We start from the raw sequence: 23,154 nt of genomic DNA, 5'->3' as shown, positions 1-23,154 counted from the left end.
CACCTGAACACCCTCCCTATATTTAGATACGTATCCATTTAATGGCTCGACCGCGATAGGCTGCTCGGCCGGTCCGGAGGATCCGCCCGAATCGAACGGAATCTGTCATGTCCAAGGTTTTTCTCGTCACCGGTTCCTCCCGCGGTCTGGGCCGCGAGATCGTCAAGGCGGCTCTGGCCGCCGGGCACCGGGTGATGGCCACCGCGCGTGATCCGCGTTCCCTTGAGGACCTGACCGCCGCCCACGGCGACCGGCTGCGCACCTCCCGGTTCGACGTGACCGACGCCAGAGCCGCCGAGCGCGTCGTGCGGGAGACGGTCGAGGCGTTCGGCCGGCTGGATGTCGTGGTCAACAATGCGGGCCAGGGGGACCGTGCCGCACTGGAGGACACCACCCTGGAGGCGTTCCGCCGCCAGATCGACACCAACTTCTACGGCGTCGTCCACCCCAGCCGGGCCGCGCTGCCCGTACTGCGCCGGCAGGGCGGCGGGCACATCATCCAGATCTCCTCCCTCGGCGGCCGGATAGCCAGCCCCGGCATGACCGCCTACCAGTCCGCCAAGTGGGCCGTGGGCGGCTTCTCCGAGGTCCTGGCGACCGAGGTCGCCTCCCTGGGCATCAAGGTCACCGTCCTGGAGCCGGGCGGCATGCGCACCGACTGGGCCGGAACCTCCATGCACACCCCACCCGTCAGTGAGCCTTACCGGGCCACCGTCGGAGCCGCTGCCGAGGCGATGCGCGGCTTTGCCGAGAACGCCACGACCGACCCCGCCAAGGTCGCCCAGGTCGTCCTGACCGTCGCCGGCCTCGACGAACCCCCGCTCCGGCTGCTGCTCGGCTCCGACGCCTACGGCTTCGGGCGGACCGCCTGGGCCCGGCGCCTGGAGGAGGACGAGAAGTGGCGCCACCTCAGCGTCTCCACCGACCACGACGAGGCCGACGGCGAGTCCGCCCGATGGCTGGAGCGCTGAGGGTCGCCACCGGCCGGTGACAACCTCGCAGCATCGTTCCCGGACGGCGGATCACCCCGCCGGACGGGATGTGCGTACGGCCGCGCCGCTCACGGTACGTCGATGAGCACCTTGCCGGTCGCTCCTCGCGCTCCAGGGCCTCGTGCGCCCGTGCCGTCTCCGCTGAGCGGTGTGCCGCCCGACCGGAATCGGAACGCGGCGCGCGAACTGGACCGGCATCCGAGTCCAGCCGCGAAGTCCCCTCCCGGTGCCGGGAAACACTCAGCCCGCTAATCCCGCTGTTGCCGCCCGGGTACGAGAATCCGGTCGAAGACCATGCCGAAGAACACGTCGAACGGCTTGCCGGAACGGCCGCCGCGCGCCACCAGGAGGGCTCCCTCCCAGGCGGACAGCAGAAACAGCGCGGTCTCGTCCGGGTCGAGTGCCGGGTCGACGGCCCCCGATGTCACGGCGTCACGCAGCGCTCCGGCGAGGGCCCGACTCCACCGGTCGAAGCTGTCCCCCACCCTCTCGCGCAGCTCCGTGCTGTGGTCGGCCACCTCGGCGCCGAAATTCCCGAGGAGGCAGCCACGTGTGTACCCGTACTGTTTCTGCTCGGCGCGCAGGAACTCGAAATGTCGGCGAAGGCGGGTCAGGGGCTCGACGGACGGGTCGGACAACTCCTTCAGCCGCCTCGTCGCGCCGTACAGCTCCAGGATGGTGACGGCCAGCGCCTCTTTGCTCGGGAAATGGTTGTAGAACGAGCCTTTCGGTACGCCTGCCGCATCCGTGATGTCCTTGACGCCTGCCGCGTTGTAGCCGTGTGTGTGGAACCGGTCCGCCGCCGCGGCAACGATCTCTTCGCGCATGCTCTGTCTGGCCATGGGCACCTCCGACCCAATGTGAGCAGTCGTCTTACCTTGTGTCAAATGTACCGACCTCGCTTGACCGCAATCAAGACGACCGGTCATTATGAATCGGTCGACGGGTGCACGCGGCCCGACTCCGGCCGTCACCCCGTGTCTGCGCCCGCGCACCGCGGCACGGCCGGTCTCCATCGGTCCAGGAGCAGTCCAGGACCTGTATCCACAGAGGATTTCCATGTCTGACCACCGGGCTGTCCAGGTCACCGGTTCACGTTCTTTCTCCACCGTCCGGCGAGTGACGCAACCGCCGCAGCCGGGCTTCGTACGCCTGCGGGTCGAGGCCTGCGGCGTGTGCCACTCCGACGTGCTGGCCGTCGAGGGGCTGCGCGCCGACCCCTCCGCACCCATCGTGCCCGGCCACGAGATCGTCGGGGTGATCGAGGAAGTCGGCCCGGAAGTCCACACGTGGCAGGTGGGCGAACGTGTGGGTGTCGGATTCCTCGCCGGGCACTGCGGTGAGTGCGAGTCCTGCCGGCGCGGGGTCTTCGTCCACTGCGAGAATCAGCAGCAGATGGGCACGACCGTGGACGGCGGGTACGCCGAGTCCGTGAGCGTGCGGGCGAACGGCCTGGTCCGCATCCCCGAAGGCCTTTCCCCGGTGGAGGCCGCACCCCTGCTGTGCGCCGGACTGACTTCCTTCGTGGGACTGCGGGGCGTGGAGGCGGGGCCGGGGTCTCTGGTCGCCGTGCAGGGCATCGGCGGCCTCGGCCACCTCGCCCTCCAGTACGCCGACCGGCTCGGCTACCGCGTCGTCGCGATAGCACGCGGCCGGGAGAAGGAGGAACTGGCGCGCTCGCTCGGCGCCGACCACTACATCGACAGCGCCGCCCAGGACCCGGGGCAGGCGCTGCGCGAACTGGGCGGAGCCGCCGCCGTCATCGCCACGGCTTCGAGTGGCCCCTCCATGTCCCCGCTCGCGGCGGGGCTGCGCACGCACGGCCGGCTCGTCGTGCTCGGCGTCGGCCCCGACCCCATCACCGTGCAGACCGCGGACCTCGTCTTCGCGGGCCGTACGATCAGCGGCAGCCTCACCGGCACCCCGATGGACAACGAGGACAACCTGCGCTTCAGCCTCATGCACGGCATCCGGCCGATGACCGAGGTGATGCCGCTGTCCGAGGCCCCGAAGGCCTACGAGCGCATGATGTCCGGGCAGGCCCGGTTCCGCGTCGTCCTCGACGCCGCCGCGTGAGCGGAGGCCGAGGCGCACGGGTCGTCTTCCGCATTTCCGCGCCGCGCAACCCGGGCCCGACCAGGCCCACACACCTTCGACGACCCCGTATCGGACGGGACCTCCTCGTCGGCCCGGCCTCTTCTGCTGGGCGATGGCTCCCCCGTCCTTGAGGCGCACGCCACCAAATCCACTGAAAGTCCTATAAGATGACCGACCATATTGACTCCCCCGTAGACCGGATCCGACACCGAGGAGTACCCGACGTGCCAAGCACCGAGGAATACAAGTCGCTCTTCATAGGCGGCGATTGGATCGCCCCCGCGACCGGAAAGGTGATCGGCGTGACGTCGGCGAGCACCGCGCAGCCGATCGGCGAGGTGCCGGAAGCCGTCGAGGACGACGTGGACCGCGCCGTGGAGGCGGCCCGGGCCGCGTTCACCGATCCGGGGGGCTGGGCCCACTGGGACGCGGAACGCCGTGCCGAGGCCCTGCTCCGGCTCGCCGACGCGCTTGAGTCCCGCGGGCCTGAGACGGCCCGGCGGGTGAGCGCCCAGAACGGCATGCCGATCGCTGTCGCGGACTTCTACGAGGCGCAGGTACCGGCGAGACTTCTGCGCTATTACGCGGGAATGATCCGCGAGTCGCCCTCGGAGGAGTCCCGCCCCGGCCTGCTCCGGGAGCCGACGCTGGTGCGGCGGAAACCCGTGGGAGTGGTGGCCGCGGTCACCCCGTGGAACTTCCCGCAGACCCTCGCGTTCTTCAAGATCGCGCCGGCGCTGGCGGCCGGTTGCACCGTGGTCCTCAAGCCCTCGCCCGAAACCGTCCTCGACTCCTTCCTCCTCGCGGAAGCCGTCCGGCAGGCCGGTCTGCCTCAGGGGGTGATCAACATCGTTCCGGGCGGCCGCGACATCGGGGCGTATCTGGTGGCGCATCCCGGCGTCGACAAGGTGTCCTTCACCGGGTCGACCCGGGCCGGACGCCATATCGCCTCGGTGTGCGGTCAGTTGCTGCGCCCTGTCACGCTGGAGCTGGGCGGCAAGTCGGCGGCCGTCATCCTCGACGACGCCGATCTCGACGGCCACCTGGAGGAGATGTTCGCCGCGAGCCTGCTCAACAACGGGCAGACCTGCTATGCCAGCACCCGCATTCTCGCGCCGCGCAGCCGCTACGACGAGGTCGTGGACCTGTACACGACGCTCCTTCGGGAGGCGACGGTCGGCGACCCGCTCGATCCGGCCACCCGGGTGGGCCCCCTGGTGAGTCCCGCCCAGCGCGAACGCGTGGAAGGGTTCATAGCGCGCGGAAAGGCCGGCGGAGCCCGGCTGACCACGGGAGGCGGGCGCCCGAGCGGCCTGGACGGCTGGTTCGTCGAGCCGACGGTGTTCGCCGACGTCGACCCGTCCTCCGAGATCGCCCAGGAGGAGATCTTCGGGCCGGTCCTGACCGTCATCCGGTACGAGGACGAGGCGGACGCGATCCGTATCGCGAACGACTCGGCGTACGGGCTGGGCGGCACGGTGTGGGGCGGCGACCCCGACCACAACCTGGCCGTCGCCCGGCAGATCGACACGGGCACGATCGGCATCAACGGCTACGGGATCGACGCCGTGGCTCCGTACGGAGGCATGAAGCAGAGCGGACTCGGACGGGAACTGGGCCCCGAAGGACTGGCGGCCTTCCAGGAGTTCGCGACCGTGTACCGGCCCTGATCCGGCGCACTCCCCCGCACACGGGCCGTACACCGGTCGGCCCGTGTGCGCCCGCCCGTCGCCTTCGGCCCTCCCACCTTCGACCGGCCACCGATTCGGAGTCACCGATGTCCATACAGAAGTCCGCGGCGACACGGCACGAGCGCCTCACGCCCGGACGTGAGCGCGAGATCCCGGACACGGCGCCCGGCCTCGTGGCAGAGGTGGGACACGAACAGGCCACGGTGAACGAGGCCGCACGGCGCACCGAAGCCGGTACGGCAGACCTTCGGCAGCGGGAAAGCAGCCCCGGACCGGCGACAACGGCTGTGTCGGCGCACACGTACGAGCCGTTGACCGTCATCGACACCGGTGAGCTGCGGGGGGACCTGGTCGCCGTGGCCCGGCAGCTGCCGTCGGCGTACCTCCCCTCCAGCGGGTTCGCACCGGGTATCCGGCAGATGGTCAGGCCCGCGACACCGGCCCAGGACGTGTACGACGCCCTGCTCACTCCCTACCTCCGGGCACTGCGCACCGTCCTCGATCGCCACGTGGAGCAAGGCACGATCCGTCCGGACAATCCCGCACTGGAGTTCGCCGAGACGCTCATGTCCGCAAGCATCCTCATGGAACGGCTCCTGACCGGTGAGGAGGTCACAACGGAACACCTGATCACGGTGACCGATGCCCTGCTGCTGCCTGCCCTGACCGGCCGCAGCTGGCTTCCGCATCACCCATCACAGCTTCGGCGGTAACGCCCAGAGCGCCGCCGGGATCGGATATCCGTCCGAAACTGCTATCGACACGTGTCGCATGTCCGTGCGACTCAGGTGTGTACGAGAACAGCTGACCGCTTCCCAGCGGTCAGGTCGTTGCTGGTTGCTACTCGGCCTGCAGGACGAAGAACAGGAAGCACAGGAAGCGTGGCTCGGCCGCGATGGCCTCGGGGAACATCTCGCGGGCGGCGGGATCAGGATCCGGCTCGCTGATGACCGTTATCCGGAAACCGGCCCCGATGAAAGCCTCGATCATCGCGTGCAGCGGCCTGTGCCATCTGCTCACCAGGGCGGTCTGGCCGCCGATGGTCCACTCTACGGTCCAGTTGGTGGTGTCGAAGTAGTTGCACTCGGCCTCGCGACCGGCCTCGCGATGTATGAGGCTGATGGCAAAGGGATGGTCGACAGACGCGATCAGCCGACCGCCGGGCCTGAGTATGCGTCGCAGCTCGGCCAGCGCCGGCCCCCAGTCCTCCAGGTAGTGCAGCACCAGGGACGCCGCTACATCGTCGAACGTGTCATCAGCGTAAGGAAGCGGGCTGCCCAGGTCCGCCACCTGCAGGTCCGCACCGTCGCCGAGCCGCTGCCGAGCCAGCTCCAGCATCCCGGCACTCGTGTCGAAGCCACTCACCATGGCGCCACGGTCGCGCAGCGCGGCAAACAGGGCCCCCGAGCCGCAGCCGGCGTCGAGGATCCGCCGGCCGGCCACGTCTCCAGCGAGGGCCAGCATCGCGGGCCGCTCGTAGTAGGCATTGACCAGGTTGGTTTCGTTTGCGGCCGTGTACGCCTCGGCGAAGCTGTTGTAGTCGTTGGTCTTCGACGGATCCGCACTCACTGCGGACGGCGAGACCAGCTTGGTGGAAATCGCGTGCTCTTGGCGCTCGCTTGAGATCATGGTGCGGGAGACGTGCGCTGCAGCAGTTCGGTTCCTGGCTGCGGCCAACTGCTGCGCTGCGTCGTCGCACGGGTCGATCTCGTCTACCCCGGAGTCCTCTCCCTGTCGGGCCACGCCGGTGCGGCGGGCCCTCCCGGAATACAGCAAGCGCCCCCGGCGCTGGTGCCGGAGAGCCGAAGCGCGAGCGCAAGGCTCCCCGGGCCGGGTTTGTTTCACCGCCCGCTTCCGCCTCGTGCCCCAACTCGCCAAGGCCCTCAGCGTCCCGACCCCCGCCGTACGCAAGCCGGGCTCGGTCTGGACCGAGCTCCCCCGGCCCGCGAGCGCCGGCACCGATCCGGTCGGACACGTCCGACTCGGGTACGCCCGCGCCTCGACCGCCCGACAGTCCCTGGACGCACAGCTCGACTCCCTCGCCGAGGCCGGGGTCACCCGGGTCTTCTCGGAGAAGATCTCCACCCGCGCCACCAAACGCCCCGAGTTGGAGGCGGCCGTCAGACTCGCCGGGGAGATCCGTTCCTCCGGCGTGCGCGTCACCCTCGTCGTCCACGAACACAAGCGGCTCGGCCGCGGCATCGAACTGGCCATGCTCGCCGAGGAGCTGAAGGCGAGCGATGTCGGCCTGGAGTTTCTTACCGGGGAGTTGAAGGGCTCGCACGACCCCTCCGGCATCGTGTTCACCGTGCTGACTGCCATGTCCGGCATGGAGCGCGAGTACATCCGCGACCGCACCCTCGAAGGCCACGAATCCGCCCGCAAGCGCGGCAAGACCATCGGCGGCGCCGGCGTCACCGACCCCGACATGCTCTCCATGGCCCTCCACCTGCGCGATGAGAAGGAGATGAGCCTGCGCGACATCGCCAGGCGGCTCGTCATCACCACAGGCACGAAGAAGGGGCAGCACCCCTCACCCGCCACCGTCATGCGGATGCTGCGCGAACACGACGAACAGACCACAGCACCAGCGAACGCCTGACCAGGCGGGTGAGGGGTGCCGGGCGTTCGTGGTCAGTCGCGGGAGGCCGGGGTGAGCGGCGCGCACCACACGTACTGAGGGCGGTCCGTCCCGACGCCGGTACCTGAGAGCTGATAGTGCGAGCGGGTCTCCGCGACCTCTTCCGCCGTACGGCCGGCGGCCTCCCGCTGCGGGATCTCGTCACGGCCCCACCAGAACAGGAAGGCGGGAAGTTCCTCCGGTGCGCCAGGGCGCGAGGCGAGCGTCTGGGTCGTTCCGCCGTAGGGGCCGCCGAGTCAGTCGACGTCGTCGGCGACGGGGGCGGAGAGAGTGCGGTCATCCATGGCGGTCAGCCTATGAGTACGCGGGGTGGGGCCGGGGCCACCGAAGGAATCACGTACGGGAGCGACGGCTACTTTGCACCGTGGGTCAGAGATAGGAGGCCGGGTCCGTCATACGGTCCACTCGTCCCGGGCCGATCGGGTCCGGAAGGCACACATATGAATCCGGCGACAAGAACGGCGCCCGGTCAGGGATCTCCCGGGCACGCCGGGCGTCCGGCGCGGCCCGTGCCCCACTCGCCGGCCGCGGCCGCTTCGGGCGCGCTCCCGTCGGCCTGCCCCGCAGCTTCTTCGTGACCCTGGAGCCCGGGAAATCCCCGCCTCCGGCCAGGGCATGGGAGCACGCATCGCGTCGACCTGTGTCCGCACGACCTGACGGTGCCCGCCGCCATCTCCGTGGTCGGCCCACCAGTCATACGTGTCAACTACGTGGACATTCGAGGACCCAGCCCCTGTCCCCTGCGCGGCACACTCATGTCATCCGGATGCCGCGCGGGCGCAGTACACTTTCCATAAGTTCACACGTGTTTATGTCCGGCCGCACACCGGCCGACACTTCCGCGAGGTTCCCGTCCTCGCTGTGCCCCGATCGGAGGCCGTCGATGACGCAACCCGTCCGACGCACGATGCGGTCCGACGCGGAGGAGAACCGCGCGCGCATCATCGCGTTCGCGCGTGAGACCTTCGCCCGCACACCGGAGGCGACCCTGAAGTCGATCGCACGGGGAGCCGGTGTGGGCCAGGGCACCATGTACCGGCACTTCCGGACCCGGGAGGACCTGCTGCTGAACGTCTACGGCGGCGATATCGAGGAACTGGCCGCCGCCGCCGCCCCGTTGCTTACCCGGAACAAGCCCCGGACGGCACTGCGGCTGTGGCTGGAACGGCTGGCCGCCTACGGCAGCCTCGGCAACGCGGCGTCCCAAGCCGTGCAGGCCGCCACCCGGGCGGACCTCGGTGGGCCCCACCACATCGTTCTGCGCGACGTCCTGGACACACTCCTGATCGCGTGCAGGGCCGCCGGCCAGGTGCGTGCCGGTGTCACCGCCCGCGAGGTTCTGCTGCTCATGTCCTATGTCTGGAACACCGGCGACAAAAACGGTGGACGGGAACCCGGCGGCACGGTGCTGGACATCGTCATGGACGGGCTGGCAACTGTGACCACGGCCGCGCCCGGGTCCACCCCGGGATCCGCCTGCGTGCGTCATCCCGGGCGTGACACCAGCCCCGCGTGACCCGCGTCGGCCGCTTCCGCGCGGCGCCGTCAGTTTTCTCCTCCAGACCGTGAACCCTGCGGCCCGTCCGGCCCGTTGCCCCAAGTGAAGGCTCCCACCGCCGGAGTGTTGAACTGGCTGGTTCGGCGATGGGAAAGGGGCGGTCGTCCCGCATGCTTCCCCCGCTGAGGTGGCGACCGTCCCGGGCCGAACTCTGTTCGCCGCGTCCGGTCTGCGTCCGTGCGGCGGGCGGGTACGACCCGGACCGTGGGGACGGGGCCCGGGTCGAGGCCGTGGTCAGCGGGCGTCTGCCGGTCCCGCTGACCACGGCCCGGAGGTCAGGCGGCCTCGTCGGAACTCATCGTGGCACGCAGCCTGCGCAGCGCGTTGTGTTGGCGGGACTTGACCGTCCCCGCGGGTACGCCGAGAATCCCCGCGGTTTCCTGAATGGTCCGGTCGCACAGGTAGATATGGACCAGAACCGCACGTTGCTGCGACGGCAGCCGGTGCAGCAGAGGCTTGGTGACGAGGGTGGCATGCACCTTGTCGAACTCCTCGGAAGACCACGAGGGATCCTGGTGGATGGCTCCCACGATCTCTCTGCGAGCCTGGGGCCTCTGCCGTACCCAGTCGATGATCAGATGCCGTGTCACGGTGAAGAGCCAGCCCCTGACAGAGCCTTCCATCCCGGGGAGGCGGTCGATGTTCCGCCAGGCCCGGAAAAACTTACGCGCGAGTGTGCCCCGTGCCTGCCCCGTGCCTGCCCCGTGCCTTCGGGGATCCGGTCGGGAATGCCGACAACGATGGACCGTTCGTGCCTGCCGCGGCGTACCCCCTCCCGCCCGATCGCACACCCTGCGGGTGAGCAGCGGTGGCCGCATCGGGGACGGGACGGCCGTCTCACACATGCCTCACCGCTCAGCACATTTCATTGGCATATCCCCCTCACGATCTCCCGCCTCACCCATGCCCGTCAGGGCGGTGATCGAAGGCCGAGAACACTGTGTCCGGGGTGTCCCGCCCCATTGAAGGGGACGAAAAAACCGGAACGCGAGGTTCACGTGCATCTCGGGCGCCTCGACACCGCCTGAGCCCACATGTCGGCTCAGGCCGCTGACCTGGTTCCTTGACGGACTCGGCACAGATGAGCACACATGGGTACCATGCGCAGCATCATCCATTTCGAGGGAGTGAACGGTTGTGCCCAGCCAATCAGCCGCCACGCTCCGGTCGCGGTATGTCGAACAGGCCGCGTCGGACCTGGAGAAGAATCGCCTCCTACAGCAGGAACTGGCGGAAAAACTAAAGATGTTGAAGCAGGAGGAAGCACTCCTGGCCGACATCCTGGCCCTTGCGGAACGCTACGAGGGATCCCTGGACGCACCTCCGCTGCCAGAGCAGTTGCAGCAGGAGCCCCTGCTCACCGGCGGGGTCGCCCCCGCCGAGGAATCCCGGCACAGCCGGACACATGCCAAGGACGTACGGCCGGGCCGGACCGGTGGCAGGGCGGGCGCACGGGGGAAGTCGCGCCAGCCTCTGCTGTCGGACGTGCTGGCAGAGCTGCTCGGCGCGCACACAGAGCCGCGCCTGGCAAAGGAACTGCGCGACGAACTGGTGGAGAAGCACCCGGACCGCGAACCGACACCCCAGGTGGTGCGCAACACTCTGGAGTCGCTGGTCGCCAAGGGCCGGATCAGGCGTCACAAGCAGAAGCGGTCGGTCATGTACTCGCTCATCGAGCCCTCCTCGCGGCGGTCCACGGCCCACCGGTCGGACGAGGAGGGCTGACACGGCATACCCGCGATCCGTTCGGCCGAGCCCGCCGTGGACACCCGCCGACAAGGGTGCCCGGCCGGCTTCGCCATCCATGTGCCGGATCTGCCGGCGGGCTCCGCACATGCGTGCAATGGACGAACCCGTCAACGTCATGCCGGATGCCTACGACGGATTCGTCCACTTTCTCCACACGCCTGCCACCGCGCACAAACTGACTGCGAGCCCGCATCCCGTCCGAGCGGCCGCCTCTTCCGGTCGCTTGAACGGCCCGTTCATCACCGTGGCGGCAGCCTCCCTCCCCATCAAGCCAACGTGTGCGAGTGCCGTCCGGTTCATGTACCAGCGCCGAATCTTTTTCAGGACCGATCGGTCGACGGGCCCGGACTCACCGTGCGAGCCGACGACAACGATCCGCGCTCCCGCGCGGTCCAGGAGTGCGTCTACGACGGTCTCGACACCTTCCGGGACCGTCGCGCCGTCCGGCCGGTTCCCCTACGCCGTTATCAAGCGGCAGATCGTCGCTCCTGGGTTCATGGACGCCGACCACGCCCTGGCGAAGGCCGTACAGAAGTCGCTCGGACTTCCTGTGCGTACCTGTCATACATCTCACCTCGGCCGGTAGATATGAACATGTGTCGGCTCAGTCACGCTCGGGACTGTGAACGTGTCTGCCGAGCGCGCAGGGCGCCCAGTCATTCCGCGCGAGTCGGACAGCCGTGGCCGCCACGCGCCGTCCACGGCCCCACGCCGGACCGTTTCGGCACCGCGATCACGGACGGGTCGCCACAATGGTCCTCCACGGCTCGATTTTGATCTCAGAAGACGCACCTGCACCGGGGTCCGGTCCAGGACCTACTAGATGTGGCAGGCATCACAGCCAAAGAATCGAACCTCTGATGTGTCGGCGAATCGTTGTCTGTATCAGACACGTCTGCACACGTTAGGAAGACGCCCATGCGCAACAACGCGCAATCGTCCGGCTCCGGTTCCCTCTCCCCCGGCGCCCACTTCTTCGAATTGGGTGGGATCGCTCAGCGGTATCACGTCCACGGCAGTGGCCCGGTGTGCGTCGCCCACCCCGGTGGGCCCGGCGCCTTCTGGGAGTACCTGCGCATGCCGGGCCTGGAGCGGCATCTGACGATGGTCTACGTGGAGCCGATCGGTACCGGCGGATCCGGCCTCCTGCCCTCGCATCCGCACGGCTATACCCGGGAGCGCTACAGCCGCTTCCTTGAGGTGCTCATCAACCACCTCGGAGTCCCCAGGGTTCATCTGCTGGGACACTCGCACGGCGCTTTCGTCGCGGCCCACCACGCCGTGCACCGCCCGGAGCGTCTGGCGGGCGTCGTGCTGTACGAAGGTGCGCCGGTCACCGGGCCCGAACACGGCACGGAGGCGGGCCGCATGCTGAGGGAGTTCGCCGCCGGGCACGTCGGGCATCCCGGGCTGCCCGATGTGCTCGCCGCCTTCGAGGCGATGTCCACCGCACGGGACGACGAGGCCGCCCTGGCGGCCTTGCGCGGCGTGCTCCCGACGTACATCGCCGACTACTGGGACGACGAGGAGCAGTGGGCTTCGTTGCGAGACTCACTGCGGATCAGCCACATCTCCGGGCTGGACGAGAACCTCTCCCCCGAGACCATCGACGATCGCGCCGCGCTCAAGGGGCTGACGGTACCGGCGCTCGTGGCCGTGGGCCGCCATGACGTCATCTGTGGAGTGCGCTGGGGCAGGGAACTCGACGAACTGATCCCCGACTCACGGCTGGTGATCCTGGAGAACAGCGCGCACCTGGGACACCTGGAGGAGCCCGAGGTGTTCGAACACGTCGTCCACTCCTTCGTCCGCGAGACCCCGGCCGGCGGGGCCCAGGGCGCGTAGCGCCATGACCCGGCCACGGGCAGCGTGCGGCCGGGGCGTCACGCCTTGCGTCGCGCTGTTGCCCGTGTCCCGCGCGCTACCGTGCCCGGGTCATGGCGCGGACGTCGCTATGGGCACGGAGCCGCACTGCGAACGCGGTGTCTTCGCTCCGGGCTTCTTCGGCGCGATGGTGCGGGGGTCGACGGCCTCCCCCGGAGCACCCTCGCGGTAGAGACCGTCGGGCAGGCTGTCCCGGTCGTGCGGCAGCAGGAAGAAGACCCGGCGCCGGTACAGACCGCTGTCGGGGTCCGGCGACGCGCAGTCGCCGAGGAGCGCGTAGCCCACCATACGGCCGTCTCGGGCATACGGCGGCTTGGTGTTGCGGCGCCTGGTCTTGTCGAGTGCCTGGCGAACGTAGTCCAGTTCGTCGGGGTTCTCCAGCCACACCACCTTTTCCTCGTGGCTGAGGTCGCTCTCCGTCAACAGCGAACTCATGGCTGCAGCCCCTCCTTCATCAGCGTGTTCCCCTGCACGAGGAACGCGGCCCGGCGTCTTCGGGCATCGCCCTGGCTCTCGTGCCGAACGGTGGTGGGCCATGGCACGAGTGCCCCGGCAAAACGGGCCCGGCTCTCATCGTAGAGCGCCGGACCCGGTCGGTGTAGAGCACCGGGGGCGAACGGCCGCAGCGCGAAGGCCGTCACGCGTGCTCCAACAGGGCAATACCGGGGTAGTACTTACGGCCGTTCGACTTGATCATGTCGGCGGGCGAGGCCACTGCGACCTCCTGGCGGACACGGTTGGCGAAGGTCCTGGGCGTCGCCGGCCTGATCCCCTCCCCCGTACTGCACCACGAGCTGTACTGGGTGTACAGCAGGCCCTGCTCCACACGGAGTTCATGAACGCCGTCGCCGTCCCGTGTGCAGCATTCCGCGAGAAAGCGTCCGATGTGATCCTCGGTGGTGGCGTACGCGGTCGTCGCGATCCTGACCCGGTCCGGGCCTTCGAGCGGATCCCTGGTGGCCAGGTAGCGCTGCGCGCCCTCGATGAGCCACTGGAGGATGCCCGGCCCTTCGTCACGGACGAGTTCGAAGGCGAGGTTGTCGATCCTGCGCGCGGCCGGAACGGTCCGGGTGAACGGCAACAGCCTGATCCGGCGCCAGAAGGCGAAGCCGCCTGTGGAAACCTCCGGGCGGTGGTTGCCCAGCAGCCAGAGGTGGTGGGTCGGGGTGAAAGAGAAGTAGTCCTGCCGCATGCGGCGTGCCTTGATCTTGTCGCCGCCGGTCAGCAGGCGGACGCGTGCTTCGTCGAACTTGTCGTTCGGTTTGAGTTCGCTGCACACCACCAGACGACGGCCGTGGAGTTCGGTCAGCTCAGTGGAGTGCTCGGAGAACGCCCCCCGGTCCATCAGGAAGCCGGGCGGAGCCGCGTCGGCGTAGTCACCGAGAATCTGGATCATGGTGTCGAGCAGAACGGACTTGCCGTTCTTGCCCTCACCGTGCAGGAACGGCAGGACCTGGGCTCCCACGTCGCCGGTGATGGAGTAGCCGAGCATCAGATGCAGAAAGCCGATCATCTCCCGACCTTCCGCGTCGTCGCCGAAGGTATCCGCGAGGAAGCGGTGCCAGCGGGGGGTCTCCATGGGCTGCGGAGCGACGCCGGTGGCCCTGGAGTGGAAGTCGCGGGTCGGATCGGCCTTGCGTAGATGGCCGTTGTACAGGTCGACCACACCCGCGGGGGTGCACAGGGCGTACGGGTCGCCGTCGAGACGGTCGGGGTCCACAGAAAGGTCAGGTGAGGCCTTCGCCTGGATGAGCAGGGCCTTCATTCCTGCGGTGGACAGGGTGCGCCGCTTGTGCTGAGAGATCTCCCGGTTGCTGAAGACGCCCCGGAGGTCGGTGTCCGGCATCTCCTCGGCCATCTCCCCCGCGGCCCACAGCGCGGCCTTCTCGCCTCCCCCGCGCTTCCATCGGTAACCGTCCCAGGAGAACCAGCCGAGCCCCTCGACATGGCGGAACTGGTCCCGGTGCAGCTGTACGAACAGCCGCGCGTTGCCCCTGTCGGACAGCGAAGGCGGCAGCAGAGCCGGGACGGTACTGCTGCCGCGGGCCACCGTGGTGGATCCTTCGGAGGCGGTCTGGGCAGGCAGCCGGGCGGGTACGGACTGATCGGCCAACTGAAGTTCGAGCATCTGCTGAGCGGCAGCCTGCGGATCGAAACGCGTCGACTCATCGGCGCTGCTGCTCATGGACGTCCTCCGAGGTGGAGCGGGCGGGCCGAGCCCACTGCGAGGGCGTCGTCAACGATCGTTTCATTCCTGGCCTGCTGCCAGGGTCTGGCGTGGTGGGCGACACGAACGAGTCTGTCCCGGATGACGGCGTGTTCGAGGTGACCTGCGCCGATCAGCCCTCCGGCAGTGTATGCGGCCCTGTTGAGTTTCTCGGTGAAGGCGTTTCCCTCCGGTACGCGGGCGCAGTCGGCGACTTCGGCGATGAGGGGCGCCATGACCTGCTCGGCGGCGGCCGGGCGGCGCGTGCGGCCGCTTGACGGCGTTCTGGGAGCACCCCGGGGGGCGGGGGGCTGTGACGCGGCCTCGGACGCGATCACGTGGCCGGTGCGGGCCAGTTCCAGCCGCAGCCAGCCCGGGAGCGGGGACGGGGTCCGCGAAGGGCCCACGGGACGGTAGACGCCGTCCCGGGTCCGGATCCCCGGGGCGATGATGTAGCCGCCCTCCGCCCGTACGTCGACCTGCCAGGCCAGGGCTGCTCGACTGCCGGCGCCCGTCGAGCAGCGAAAGCGCGTCGCGGGGTCGGGGTTCCGGTACCAGATGTGCAGTCCCCCGGAGGGGGTATGGACCCGCAGGGTCGTGTCGTCCTGAGCCGGGTCCGGTTCACCGCGGTAAGCGGCCAGCAACGCCAACGTGTCGAAGCCGGACGCCAGTCCGTCAAGCTTGACCTGGTCCGGGATCGGGATGCCGGGCAGCAGCCGTGACCGGTCGGCGAGGGGGGCTGCGTGCGAGTCCACGTCGATGACGACGAGTTCGGCCGGCCCGCAGGCAACCCCCACGCCCGAGGAGGGCGAGTCCGTCCACCATCGGTCGATCCGTTCCGGATCCTGGCTGGCCGCGTGGAAGCCATGGCAGGGACGTCCTGCGGGCAGACAGGGGCATGCGGTCGGATGGTGCCGGTGCGCCTTGCAGTCCGGGCAGTTTCCGGCTGGGGTCTTCCGGCCGGGGGCCAGCGGGTGGACCGGCCAGCCCTGAGCGGCACACCAGCGCGCGACGGCGTGCGGAGAGACCGCCCCGACTCGGGGGGCACTGCCACGGTTCTCGCCTTGGCGCGGCACGGGAATCGTCCTCGTCACGTCTGTTGCTCGATCACGTTTGTCCGGCGTCTGATTGCCGGTCATACACGGTCAGGGACCAAAGGGACTCTGATGCGGACAGAGTGTAGGGCCCTTCGTGTGAAAAGCATGCATCCCTCGACTGCGCGCCGCCTCATTGTCGCCTCGGTCTTTCGGATCCCTGGCTCGGGGGACACGTCCACCGTCAGATGGCCAAGGAACAGGGCAGTGGCCGGAGGTCGACGTCAGGAAAACGCTGGAGCACCGGGACTGGGCAGGAGGGACCTGCAACACGACGCAGGGACTCAGGAGTCGTCCATGCCCGAGCCCCACAGGACGGGCAGAAAAACAACGGCCTGATAGCCCGGCGTCAGGGCCCGAAGAGGGGCAGGGACCAAAACCAAGGGTCTGCCAGGGATTGAGCCCCTCATCCAGTCCCTTGGCGTTTTCGCAGGTCAGAGACGTTCCATTGCACGACGCAGGGACCGTAGGGACTCAACTCGCTTATTATGAGTGGATTATTGCTTCTTTACGTACGCGCGTACGAGTGTATGAAGAGAAGCTTGCACATACAAGTAAACTCTTAAACGCGTTATAATTGCGAATTTCAGTCCCTACAGTCCCTGAGAATGCATCCGAACAACCTCTGACCTGCGAAAACGTCAGGGACTCAGGGTCAGGGACCAAAGAGTCCCTGACCCCTTTCAGTCCCGCTGGTTCCGGTCCCTGTGGTCGTGGATCCCTCGGCGGTGAAGAGGCACCTGTGATGCTCCCGAAGAAGGTTCTTCCTGAGATGACTGAAGCGAGGTGAACCTTTCAGCCACCGAGAACGTGTACACGGTGTAGGGCTGTGCGGGATCCTGCCGAGAACCTTCCCCTTGCCGGATACTCCGCGGCCGGCCTCGGGGTCGTCGCCCGCCCGGTACGGGCTCCTCCCGAGGGAACACCGCGGCAAGCCTGTTGCGACAAACCTGCTCCGTCAGCGAACTCCCCGCGTAGCTGGACCGAGGTCGCTCAGTGGTAGTTGATACGCCTCGCCCCCACGCTCCGCACGGGGCTCCTTCTCTCGGGCTGAGGCCCGCTGGGCTATTACGCCGTAATAGCCCAGCGGAGCGAGAACAGCAGGCCGAACAAGAACGATGCTGGAGTGGCGCTGTTCCCAGGCCCTCTGACGGGCGAGCAGTGGGTGGCACGGGATCCGCTGTTGTCGAAGTGGCCAGAGCCCGGCCCCCGCTGCCGGCTCACCGTCGCGCAAGCTCTCCCCCGGCAGCGTTTGTCGGACCTGATGACCACGGTGTGGGGCACTTGCGCGGCGGACTGAGTGAGCATCAAGCTGCGTCTGGAGTTCTGAGCCAGCGGTCTTACGGCGGTGGCGGCGGCCCAGAAGTGGCTCCCGCCCAGGGGCTGCACCAGATCGAAGAGTGTTGTCCTTTCTCAAGGAAGTTAGTCGTCCGCGCCTGCGCTGACCTGCGTGGACTGGATTGGGTGAGACGTGGGGACTTGGTTCGTTGAGACAAATCTCGGCCCGCTAACGCAGCTGCGCGTTCCGATGCAGGTCGCCCGCCTGCTCCAAGGCGGCTTCGTAGGCGTGCAGGGCGGTGATGACTGTGGTGCGTTCCGCGGGGTCGAGACCGCGCATGACGCGCTCCCAGGCGGAGGCGCTGCCAGAAAGCCATTCGCCGATCGGTGCGGCGTAGGCGGGGGCGATGGTGATGATGCGGCGGCGGCGGTCGGCGGGATCGGCAGTGCGCTGCAGGACGCCCGGCCGTGACAGCTCGCTGACCATGAGGCTGACAGTCGTCGGAGCCACCTCCAGCCGAGAGGCCAGCTCGTTGATGCTGGTGGGGCCGTCGTACTCCAGGTGGGCCAGCAGTGCGAGGTGTCGCGGTGCCAGGTCCAGACCCTGGAGTGCTGGAGGTATGGGCAGGCGCTTGGCGCGGCCCACGAGCCGTGGCATGAGCAACAGCAGGGTGCGGACGGCCTCGTTGACGGCTGGACCGTCCGATTCCGTGGACATCAGCGACCTCTCCCCGATATCTTTAAAAACAAAGGCTTTGGATTCAAAGAGAACGAGGTCCACTATGCCGCATCTGACCGTCCACCTTCCAGAGAACAGGCTGACCGGGAACGAACCCATGCTCGTCGCCGCACTGACCGACGCTGTCGTCGACGTCTATGGCGAATGGGCCCGCGACCTCGTAAGCGTCCGCCTGAGCGGAGTCCCCGCGGGCCGTTTCGCGCAGGGTGGCAAGGCCGTGGACACAAATGCCGCGGTGATTTTGGGCGTTCGTGCCGGCGTCTTCGACCGCCCCGACGCCGCCCAGATCACCGCGCGCCTGGGCACCGGGCTCACCGACGCGATCACGCGCGTCGTCGGTGATGACCTCCGCGCCGGCACCATGGTCGAACTCGTGGCGTCACCGCCAGAACGTACCTTCGTCGGCGGCGTCCTCGCCGTGTGACCCCCCATCTGGTCCGCCTCACGACCCGGCTGTATTCAGGCTCAGCAGCGGTAGTAGGGGTGGAACGGGCTCTACCGCTCGGATCGAAGTCCATCAGCAGCAGTCGGTCCCGCTCCAGCCACGACTCGAAGCCGACGTGCCGCCCGGTCGTCGCCGCCCAGTACCAGCCCGGGAAGTGACGCTCACCGCGCGACCAGCGAAACGTACGTACGGGATCGACATCCTCGAACCGGCCCGTCACACAGTCCCGCAGCGGAAGCCGACGACGCCCGTGCACCGCGTCCACGTACGACAACTCGACGCACGACCTCGCCTGATCCACCCCAGCCGGTACAGCCATCCAGCACCCCGAGCACGCTCAACCGCGCGACTAGGTTCGCTGGGACGGAAGCCCGAACGACTCGGTTCGCTGAGAGAACGACTCGATTGAGTGAGACAGGACAAGTGTCCACTCGGGGCAGGTCGGAACCCGCACGGCGGTGGCCCGACCTATTACGCCGTAATAGGTCGGGCCACCTCGGAACCTCTCGATGCGTCAGCCGTCATCGGTTGTTCTGTCTCAGCGGACCTGGGGCAGTCTCGGTCTATCTGTGGCATTGGTGGCAGCATCTCAGTCCTTGCCTCCTCACCACGTGGGCCTGTGACCGCCTCACCCACTGGAAATTCGCCCTTCACCACACCGGATGGGACACGCTTTCGCTGATCCTGCACAACGAGACAATCCGCAGAGCGGCCAACCAGCCGAGCGGCCCACCAGCCGACGAAAGGCTTCCGTACCTGCCCCTCGACCTTCCCCCTCTACTGACATGGGAGTACGCGCTGTTGCCGGACGAGCTCTGACGAGGTAGGCAGAGCCACGAACCTCTGGCTATTGCATGTGACATGCAATTAGTTGGCCGCGGTCGGCTTGCCGGCGGACAGCCTCTGGCCGTTTGCCCTTGCGGTCTGCGCAGCCACCGGGGCGGAAGCCAGCCGGAATAGCCGTACGCTCCCCTCACCGTTGCCTCACATTGATTGAGACGACCGGGCGCCGACGTCTCAATCAGTCTGAGGCCCCCCGGCCAAGCCGGGGGTGCTACCTCGGGTCGGCTGAGACAGGACATCGATGAGCTGCGTCAGATCCACGAGACCGACAGACAGCGCGCTCCGCCCCGCGTGTTTCGGTGCGACTCCTCCCGCATGCAAACTGACTCGACCGGGCTATTACGGCGTAATAGCCCGGGCCGACCAACCAAGCGGGAACGCGTCCGGCGCCCTTGCAACTGGGAGTGGGGGAGTGGTGTGCCCACCTGGCACTGCCCCGATTCCGTTACGCGTCTGGTCTGTGTCCGGAGGAGAGACGGCACGCGGTGAACCCGTTCAGCTATTACGCCGTAATAGGTACGCCGATGCTGACGGACCACCAAGTCATGCAAGCTAACGTGTCGGTGCGGCAAACGATCTACAACGTTAGTAAGGTAGCGTCATGAGTATGCCAGCCACCTCGAACGACCGGGCAAAGGTCGTTTCCAAGCTGCCGGGATGGCTCCGGCAGAACCTCAAGGTCAGAACTGCCCAGCTGGGCATCGAGATCCAGTCTGCCGTGGAGCAGGGGATCGACGCGTGGTGCGGGCTCGCGTCGACCACTCTGGCCATCGACACATCGGGTGCCGAGTCGTTCTCCACCTTCCTGCCCCCGAGCCAGTGGGAGGAGTTCCGCACGATTACAGAAGACCGCCGGGTCTCTCTCATCCAGGGACTGGCCCAGTCTGTCCAGTTGTGGCTCGACAACAATCCAGCCCCGGACGTCCAGCGTCCCGACATCACCCGTCGCATGGTTGTCTGTAACCAGAAGGGTGGCGTCGGTAAGACCGCCATCACCGCCGGCGTGGGGGAGGCGCTGTCGGAGCCCGCCGACCAGCTGTATCCCGTCCGGGTTGCCAAGGCTCTGGCCACCGCTCTCCGGGCCAATGAGACGCAGAACGGCAGAGACGGTTCCGGCACCGCTGCCGATCCGCTCGACATCGAGAAGCTCCCGGGTCTTGGACTGCGCGTGCTCCTGGTCGACTTCGACCCGCAGTGTCACCTCACCAATCAACTCGGTGCCATGCCTCTGCCCATGAACGGGGACAGCCTCACCAACCACATGGCGGGCGATCCCAAGGGGGATCTCCGAGAGCTGATCGTGTCCGTCGACGACGCTCACTTCGGTGGTCGGCTCCACCTCCTGCCCGCCTGCCACGACGCGTTCCTGCTCGACGTGCGACTGTCGGCCGTCCGAGCGCGGGAAGCCGCACTGGAACGTGCACTCCTTCCCCTGGAAGCCGATTACGACGTCATCCTCGTTGACTGCCCGCCGAGCCTCGGCCTGAGCATGGATGCCGCCGTCTACTACGGCCGCCGCCGTGAAGGGGAGAGGCCCGGAGAGTCCGGAGCGCTCATCGTCGTCCAGGCCGAGGACAGTTCAGCCGACGCCTATGACCTGCTGACCAACCAGATCGAGGACTTGCGTGGCGACCTCGGTCTCGATGTCGACTACCTGGGGATCGTCGTCAACCTCTACGACGGCCGCCGTGGTTACATCGCCACCTCGTCCCTTCAGGGATGGATCGACATAAAGGATCCGAGAGTCGTCGGCCTGATCAGTGACCTGAAGGAGCAGAAGGAAGCCGTGCGCATGAAGCAACCCCTGCTGAGCTATGCCTCCTCCTCCCAGCAGGCCATCGGAATGCGCGCCCTCGCCAGGGAGATCTCATGAGCAAGGCCGATCAGCTCGGATCCGGACGCTTCGGCGGAACTACACGGCCGGTCAGCGCTCGCCGAGCGGCCATCGGCGCAGCCACCGGCGTGCCCACCGACGGGGTCGGCTCGCCCAACCGCCTGCCGCTCACCCTCATCAGTCCCAACCCTGAGAACCCGCGCACCACGCTCGGAGACCTCACGGAACTCGCGGGCAGCCTCAAGGAACACGGCCAGAAGCAGGCCATCACGGTGATGAACCGTGACGCCTACCTCAAGGCCAACCCCGAGCGCGCCCAGGACCTGGAACCTGACACGACCCATGTCGTCGTCGACGGAAGCAGCCGGCTGGTCGCCGCCCACGAGGCTGGTCTCACCCATCTCCATGTGATGGTCGACGACAACCAGGGCAGCGACGGCGACGCCATCCTCGAATCCGCGCTCGTCGCGAACATTCACCGCAACGACCTCGACCCACTCGACGAGGCCCGTGCCCTGCAAAGGCTGCTGGCGATCCACGGCTCGCAGGTCAGGCTCGCCAAGCGGCTGCGCAAATCACAAGGATGGGTCTCACAGCGGCTCGCCCTGCTCAACCTCACCCCCGAACTGCAGGCCGTGGTCGGCGAGGAGCCCGTCGAGCTGCTGCGCAGTGTCGCCAAGGAACCCCAGGAACGCCAGGAAGCGGCACTCGAACAGCTGAAGGCTGAACGGGCGAGGAAGGAAGCGGAGCGCAGATCTGCCGTCCCGACGCGTGTGGACACCGCCGAACCGGAGGTCACCGGAGTCCCACCAGTTCCAATGGTTCCCGAAACTCCGAAAGTTCCGGTCTCTTCGGGCCCTGCCGAGGCCGAAGCCGCGAGCCGTGTTCCGATCCCCGTTCCGGCTGCCGCCGTGAGCCCCGCCACCAGGGCTGCCGAGGAGTCTCACGAGGAGGCCCCGCTGAAGCAGGGAAGCGGGCAGTCGAGCCGTGCTCGATCCCTGGACCGAACGGAGAGCGTGCCGGAGCCCAGGTCCAACGGGGCATCAGCCACCGAGGCGATGGCTGAGGCCGACCCGGTCCTCCTTGAAAACGGTTCGCCCTCGGTACGTCGACTGCCCTACGACGACGGTGCCTTCATCGCGATGCACCTCATCCGCAAGATGACCGACATCGAGTTCGACAAAATGCTGGACATCCTCAACCGTCACCAGCGGCAACGTCAGGAGTCCGATACGGCGGCTTCCTGATTTCCGCAAGCCCTGTGGGCCGACCGGCGCCGAGCCCGGTCGGCCCACAGGGCTTTTCGCTGCGCCTATTACGGCGTGAAGGCCCCACTTCTGAGCCGGGGCGGTCACCGGGGGAGCGTGCCGAACCGCCGTGCGCACGGGACGCCCTTCTTGTCGTGCCGTCAACAATGAAGAAAGCGGTGCGACGGTCGGGAGACCACCGATGACGATTCCAGGGCGCCAGGTTGACTTCTGCGGGCAGGTCATATTAATTCGGGCGAATCGATTCACTGAATCTCTTCATTCGAACAGTTCGATTCTTCGCTCAGAACGATTCTCCCGCAGCGTCCCTTGGTCCGTTTCTCCTGCCATGGCGGCTGACTGCTCCGGGCTGTACGGCTCACCGCGATCGATGGGGGCAGGGTCGAGCGCCGAGTGAGTGGACCGCGGGGGCGTCAGGTTCGCCGAGACGCAAGTGAACTCCACGACTGTCGCGTCCGTCGTATGAGATGAGGGCCTCGGGAACTGACCGGTGAGCCTCGGTGCGGTGGTCCTCCCGGCGCCCCCCGGAGCCGGGAGGACCACCCGCCCGTCACCTGTTCCGAGGCCGTGGGTGCGGGTCGGCAAGGATCCGGATGGCGCACGGATGAGGTGCCATCCCGGAGTTGTGAGTACAGGCCCATGGCGAGGGCCAGATACGAGACGTGTTTCCACGAGGCTTCGGGGTTGTAGCGCTCGCTGTCTGCCGCGTTCGGAGATACCGGTTTCCCCATGACCATGTCCTCGTGGCGGGGGTGCGTGCGGGCCATGTCTCTAACCGTGCGTTCCGGGCTGTCGCGGCGCTGTTCGTCGTCCCTTCGGTGCTCACCGTCATTCT

The 23,154-nt window shown here is 67.7% G+C and carries 18 protein-coding genes; 11 read left to right on the top strand and 7 right to left on the bottom strand.

From position 1 onward, the window contains the following. Positions 1–107 precede the first annotated feature (107 nt). Positions 108–971 carry an SDR family NAD(P)-dependent oxidoreductase gene (locus ACFVUT_RS22660; protein WP_389653713.1) on the top strand — a complete coding sequence of 288 codons (864 nt, stop codon included), beginning with the start codon at positions 108–110 and terminating at the stop codon, positions 969–971. Between the two features lie 269 nt (positions 972–1,240). Here ACFVUT_RS22660 and ACFVUT_RS22655 read toward each other — a convergent pair whose 3' ends face one another. Continuing rightward, positions 1,241–1,834, bottom strand: coding sequence for a TetR family transcriptional regulator C-terminal domain-containing protein (locus ACFVUT_RS22655; RefSeq protein ID WP_389653710.1), 594 nt, complete (start codon positions 1,832–1,834; stop codon positions 1,241–1,243). A gap of 277 nt (positions 1,835–2,111) precedes the next feature. On the opposite strand from ACFVUT_RS22655, the gene ACFVUT_RS22650 reads away from it, so the two are divergent. The 3 genes from ACFVUT_RS22650 (at position 2,112) to ACFVUT_RS22640 (ending at position 5,493) form a co-directional block, all read left to right on the top strand. Then, positions 2,112–3,068, top strand: coding sequence for an alcohol dehydrogenase catalytic domain-containing protein (locus tag ACFVUT_RS22650; RefSeq protein WP_389653707.1), 957 nt, complete (start codon positions 2,112–2,114; stop codon positions 3,066–3,068). A 245-nt stretch (positions 3,069–3,313) separates the two neighbouring features. Beyond that, complete coding sequence (locus ACFVUT_RS22645) at positions 3,314–4,759, top strand: aldehyde dehydrogenase (protein ID WP_389653703.1); 1,446 nt, start codon at positions 3,314–3,316, stop codon at positions 4,757–4,759. Between the two features lie 107 nt (positions 4,760–4,866). Beyond that, positions 4,867–5,493: a TetR-like C-terminal domain-containing protein gene (locus ACFVUT_RS22640; RefSeq protein ID WP_389653700.1), complete on the top strand. Its 627-nt coding sequence runs from the start codon at positions 4,867–4,869 to the stop codon at positions 5,491–5,493. 127 nt (positions 5,494–5,620) lie between these two features. On the opposite strand, the gene ACFVUT_RS22635 is transcribed toward ACFVUT_RS22640, so the two are convergent. Beyond that, positions 5,621–6,409 carry a class I SAM-dependent methyltransferase gene (locus tag ACFVUT_RS22635; protein WP_389653697.1) on the bottom strand — a complete coding sequence of 263 codons (789 nt, stop codon included), beginning with the start codon at positions 6,407–6,409 and terminating at the stop codon, positions 5,621–5,623. A 232-nt stretch (positions 6,410–6,641) separates the two neighbouring features. Here ACFVUT_RS22635 and ACFVUT_RS22630 point away from each other — a divergent pair, with 232 nt between their 5' ends. Both ACFVUT_RS22630 and ACFVUT_RS22625 read left to right on the top strand, forming a co-directional pair. Further along, positions 6,642–7,382: a recombinase family protein gene (locus ACFVUT_RS22630; protein WP_389653694.1), complete on the top strand. Its 741-nt coding sequence runs from the start codon at positions 6,642–6,644 to the stop codon at positions 7,380–7,382. A 922-nt stretch (positions 7,383–8,304) separates the two neighbouring features. Further along, positions 8,305–8,937: a TetR/AcrR family transcriptional regulator gene (locus tag ACFVUT_RS22625; protein ID WP_389653691.1), complete on the top strand. Its 633-nt coding sequence runs from the start codon at positions 8,305–8,307 to the stop codon at positions 8,935–8,937. A 317-nt stretch (positions 8,938–9,254) separates the two neighbouring features. On the opposite strand, the gene ACFVUT_RS22620 is transcribed toward ACFVUT_RS22625, so the two are convergent. Next, a complete protein-coding gene (locus tag ACFVUT_RS22620) occupies positions 9,255–9,797 on the bottom strand; it encodes an RNA polymerase sigma factor (RefSeq protein ID WP_389653818.1) in 543 nt (180 codons plus the stop codon). 319 nt (positions 9,798–10,116) lie between these two features. On the opposite strand from ACFVUT_RS22620, the gene ACFVUT_RS22615 reads away from it, so the two are divergent. Together ACFVUT_RS22615 and ACFVUT_RS22610 are read left to right on the top strand one after the other, a co-directional pair. Next, a complete protein-coding gene (locus tag ACFVUT_RS22615) occupies positions 10,117–10,704 on the top strand; it encodes a hypothetical protein (protein ID WP_389653688.1) in 588 nt (195 codons plus the stop codon). Between the two features lie 942 nt (positions 10,705–11,646). Further along, positions 11,647–12,573, top strand: coding sequence for an alpha/beta fold hydrolase (locus tag ACFVUT_RS22610; RefSeq protein WP_389653685.1), 927 nt, complete (start codon positions 11,647–11,649; stop codon positions 12,571–12,573). Between the two features lie 90 nt (positions 12,574–12,663). Here the strand turns inward: ACFVUT_RS22610 and ACFVUT_RS22605 are convergent, their stop codons facing one another. From ACFVUT_RS22605 to ACFVUT_RS22590, 4 genes are all read right to left on the bottom strand, one after another. Then, on the bottom strand, positions 12,664–13,047 hold the full coding sequence (locus tag ACFVUT_RS22605) for a DUF6009 family protein (protein WP_389653682.1): 384 nt from the start codon (positions 13,045–13,047) through the stop codon (positions 12,664–12,666). A gap of 202 nt (positions 13,048–13,249) precedes the next feature. Next, on the bottom strand, positions 13,250–14,797 hold the full coding sequence (locus ACFVUT_RS22600) for a phage/plasmid primase, P4 family (protein ID WP_389653679.1): 1,548 nt from the start codon (positions 14,795–14,797) through the stop codon (positions 13,250–13,252). Continuing rightward, the gene (locus ACFVUT_RS22595; RefSeq protein WP_389653676.1) at positions 14,794–15,957 is read right to left on the bottom strand and encodes a bifunctional DNA primase/polymerase; all 1,164 of its coding nucleotides are present in this window, start codon (positions 15,955–15,957) and stop codon (positions 14,794–14,796) included. The genes ACFVUT_RS22600 and ACFVUT_RS22595 overlap by 4 nt, the downstream gene beginning before the upstream one ends. Before the next feature lie 1,462 nt (positions 15,958–17,419). After that, positions 17,420–17,908, bottom strand: a complete 489-nt coding sequence (locus ACFVUT_RS22590) for a MarR family winged helix-turn-helix transcriptional regulator (protein ID WP_389653673.1) — start codon at positions 17,906–17,908, stop codon at positions 17,420–17,422. A gap of 64 nt (positions 17,909–17,972) precedes the next feature. Here ACFVUT_RS22590 and ACFVUT_RS22585 point away from each other — a divergent pair, with 64 nt between their 5' ends. The 3 genes from ACFVUT_RS22585 (at position 17,973) to ACFVUT_RS22575 (ending at position 22,298) form a co-directional block, all read left to right on the top strand. Further along, positions 17,973–18,353: a 4-oxalocrotonate tautomerase family protein gene (locus tag ACFVUT_RS22585; RefSeq protein ID WP_389653670.1), complete on the top strand. Its 381-nt coding sequence runs from the start codon at positions 17,973–17,975 to the stop codon at positions 18,351–18,353. Between the two features lie 1,465 nt (positions 18,354–19,818). Next, positions 19,819–21,090, top strand: coding sequence for a ParA family protein (locus ACFVUT_RS22580; RefSeq protein WP_389653667.1), 1,272 nt, complete (start codon positions 19,819–19,821; stop codon positions 21,088–21,090). Continuing rightward, positions 21,087–22,298 (top strand): ParB/RepB/Spo0J family partition protein, encoded by a 1,212-nt coding sequence (locus tag ACFVUT_RS22575; RefSeq protein ID WP_389653665.1) that lies wholly within the window; start codon positions 21,087–21,089, stop codon positions 22,296–22,298. Before ACFVUT_RS22580 ends, ACFVUT_RS22575 begins: the two co-directional genes overlap by 4 nt. Positions 22,299–23,154: the final 856 nt, after the last annotated feature.

Source organism: Streptomyces sp. NPDC058051, from assembly GCF_042885475.1.
Taxonomy (GTDB): Bacteria; Actinomycetota; Actinomycetes; order Streptomycetales; family Streptomycetaceae; genus Streptomyces.
The sequence above is the reverse complement of the archived record's forward strand: the minus strand, read 5'-3'. Positions and strand labels throughout refer to the sequence as shown.

Coding starts and splice junctions, on each gene's coding strand:
- ACFVUT_RS22660 (WP_389653713.1), top strand. CDS start 108: ATGTCCAAGGTTTTTCTCGTCACCGGTTCCTCCCGCGGTCTGGGCCGC.
- ACFVUT_RS22655 (WP_389653710.1), bottom strand. CDS start 1,834: ATGGCCAGACAGAGCATGCGCGAAGAGATCGTTGCCGCGGCGGCGGAC.
- ACFVUT_RS22640 (WP_389653700.1), top strand. CDS start 4,867: ATGTCCATACAGAAGTCCGCGGCGACACGGCACGAGCGCCTCACGCCC.
- ACFVUT_RS22635 (WP_389653697.1), bottom strand. CDS start 6,409: ATGATCTCAAGCGAGCGCCAAGAGCACGCGATTTCCACCAAGCTGGTC.
- ACFVUT_RS22625 (WP_389653691.1), top strand. CDS start 8,305: ATGACGCAACCCGTCCGACGCACGATGCGGTCCGACGCGGAGGAGAAC.
- ACFVUT_RS22620 (WP_389653818.1), bottom strand. CDS start 9,797: ATGCGGCCACCGCTGCTCACCCGCAGGGTGTGCGATCGGGCGGGAGGG.
- ACFVUT_RS22610 (WP_389653685.1), top strand. CDS start 11,647: ATGCGCAACAACGCGCAATCGTCCGGCTCCGGTTCCCTCTCCCCCGGC.
- ACFVUT_RS22605 (WP_389653682.1), bottom strand. CDS start 13,047: ATGAGTTCGCTGTTGACGGAGAGCGACCTCAGCCACGAGGAAAAGGTG.
- ACFVUT_RS22600 (WP_389653679.1), bottom strand. CDS start 14,797: ATGAGCAGCAGCGCCGATGAGTCGACGCGTTTCGATCCGCAGGCTGCC.
- ACFVUT_RS22595 (WP_389653676.1), bottom strand. CDS start 15,957: ATGACCGGCAATCAGACGCCGGACAAACGTGATCGAGCAACAGACGTG.
- ACFVUT_RS22590 (WP_389653673.1), bottom strand. CDS start 17,908: ATGTCCACGGAATCGGACGGTCCAGCCGTCAACGAGGCCGTCCGCACC.
- ACFVUT_RS22585 (WP_389653670.1), top strand. CDS start 17,973: ATGCCGCATCTGACCGTCCACCTTCCAGAGAACAGGCTGACCGGGAAC.
- ACFVUT_RS22580 (WP_389653667.1), top strand. CDS start 19,819: ATGAGTATGCCAGCCACCTCGAACGACCGGGCAAAGGTCGTTTCCAAG.
- ACFVUT_RS22575 (WP_389653665.1), top strand. CDS start 21,087: ATGAGCAAGGCCGATCAGCTCGGATCCGGACGCTTCGGCGGAACTACA.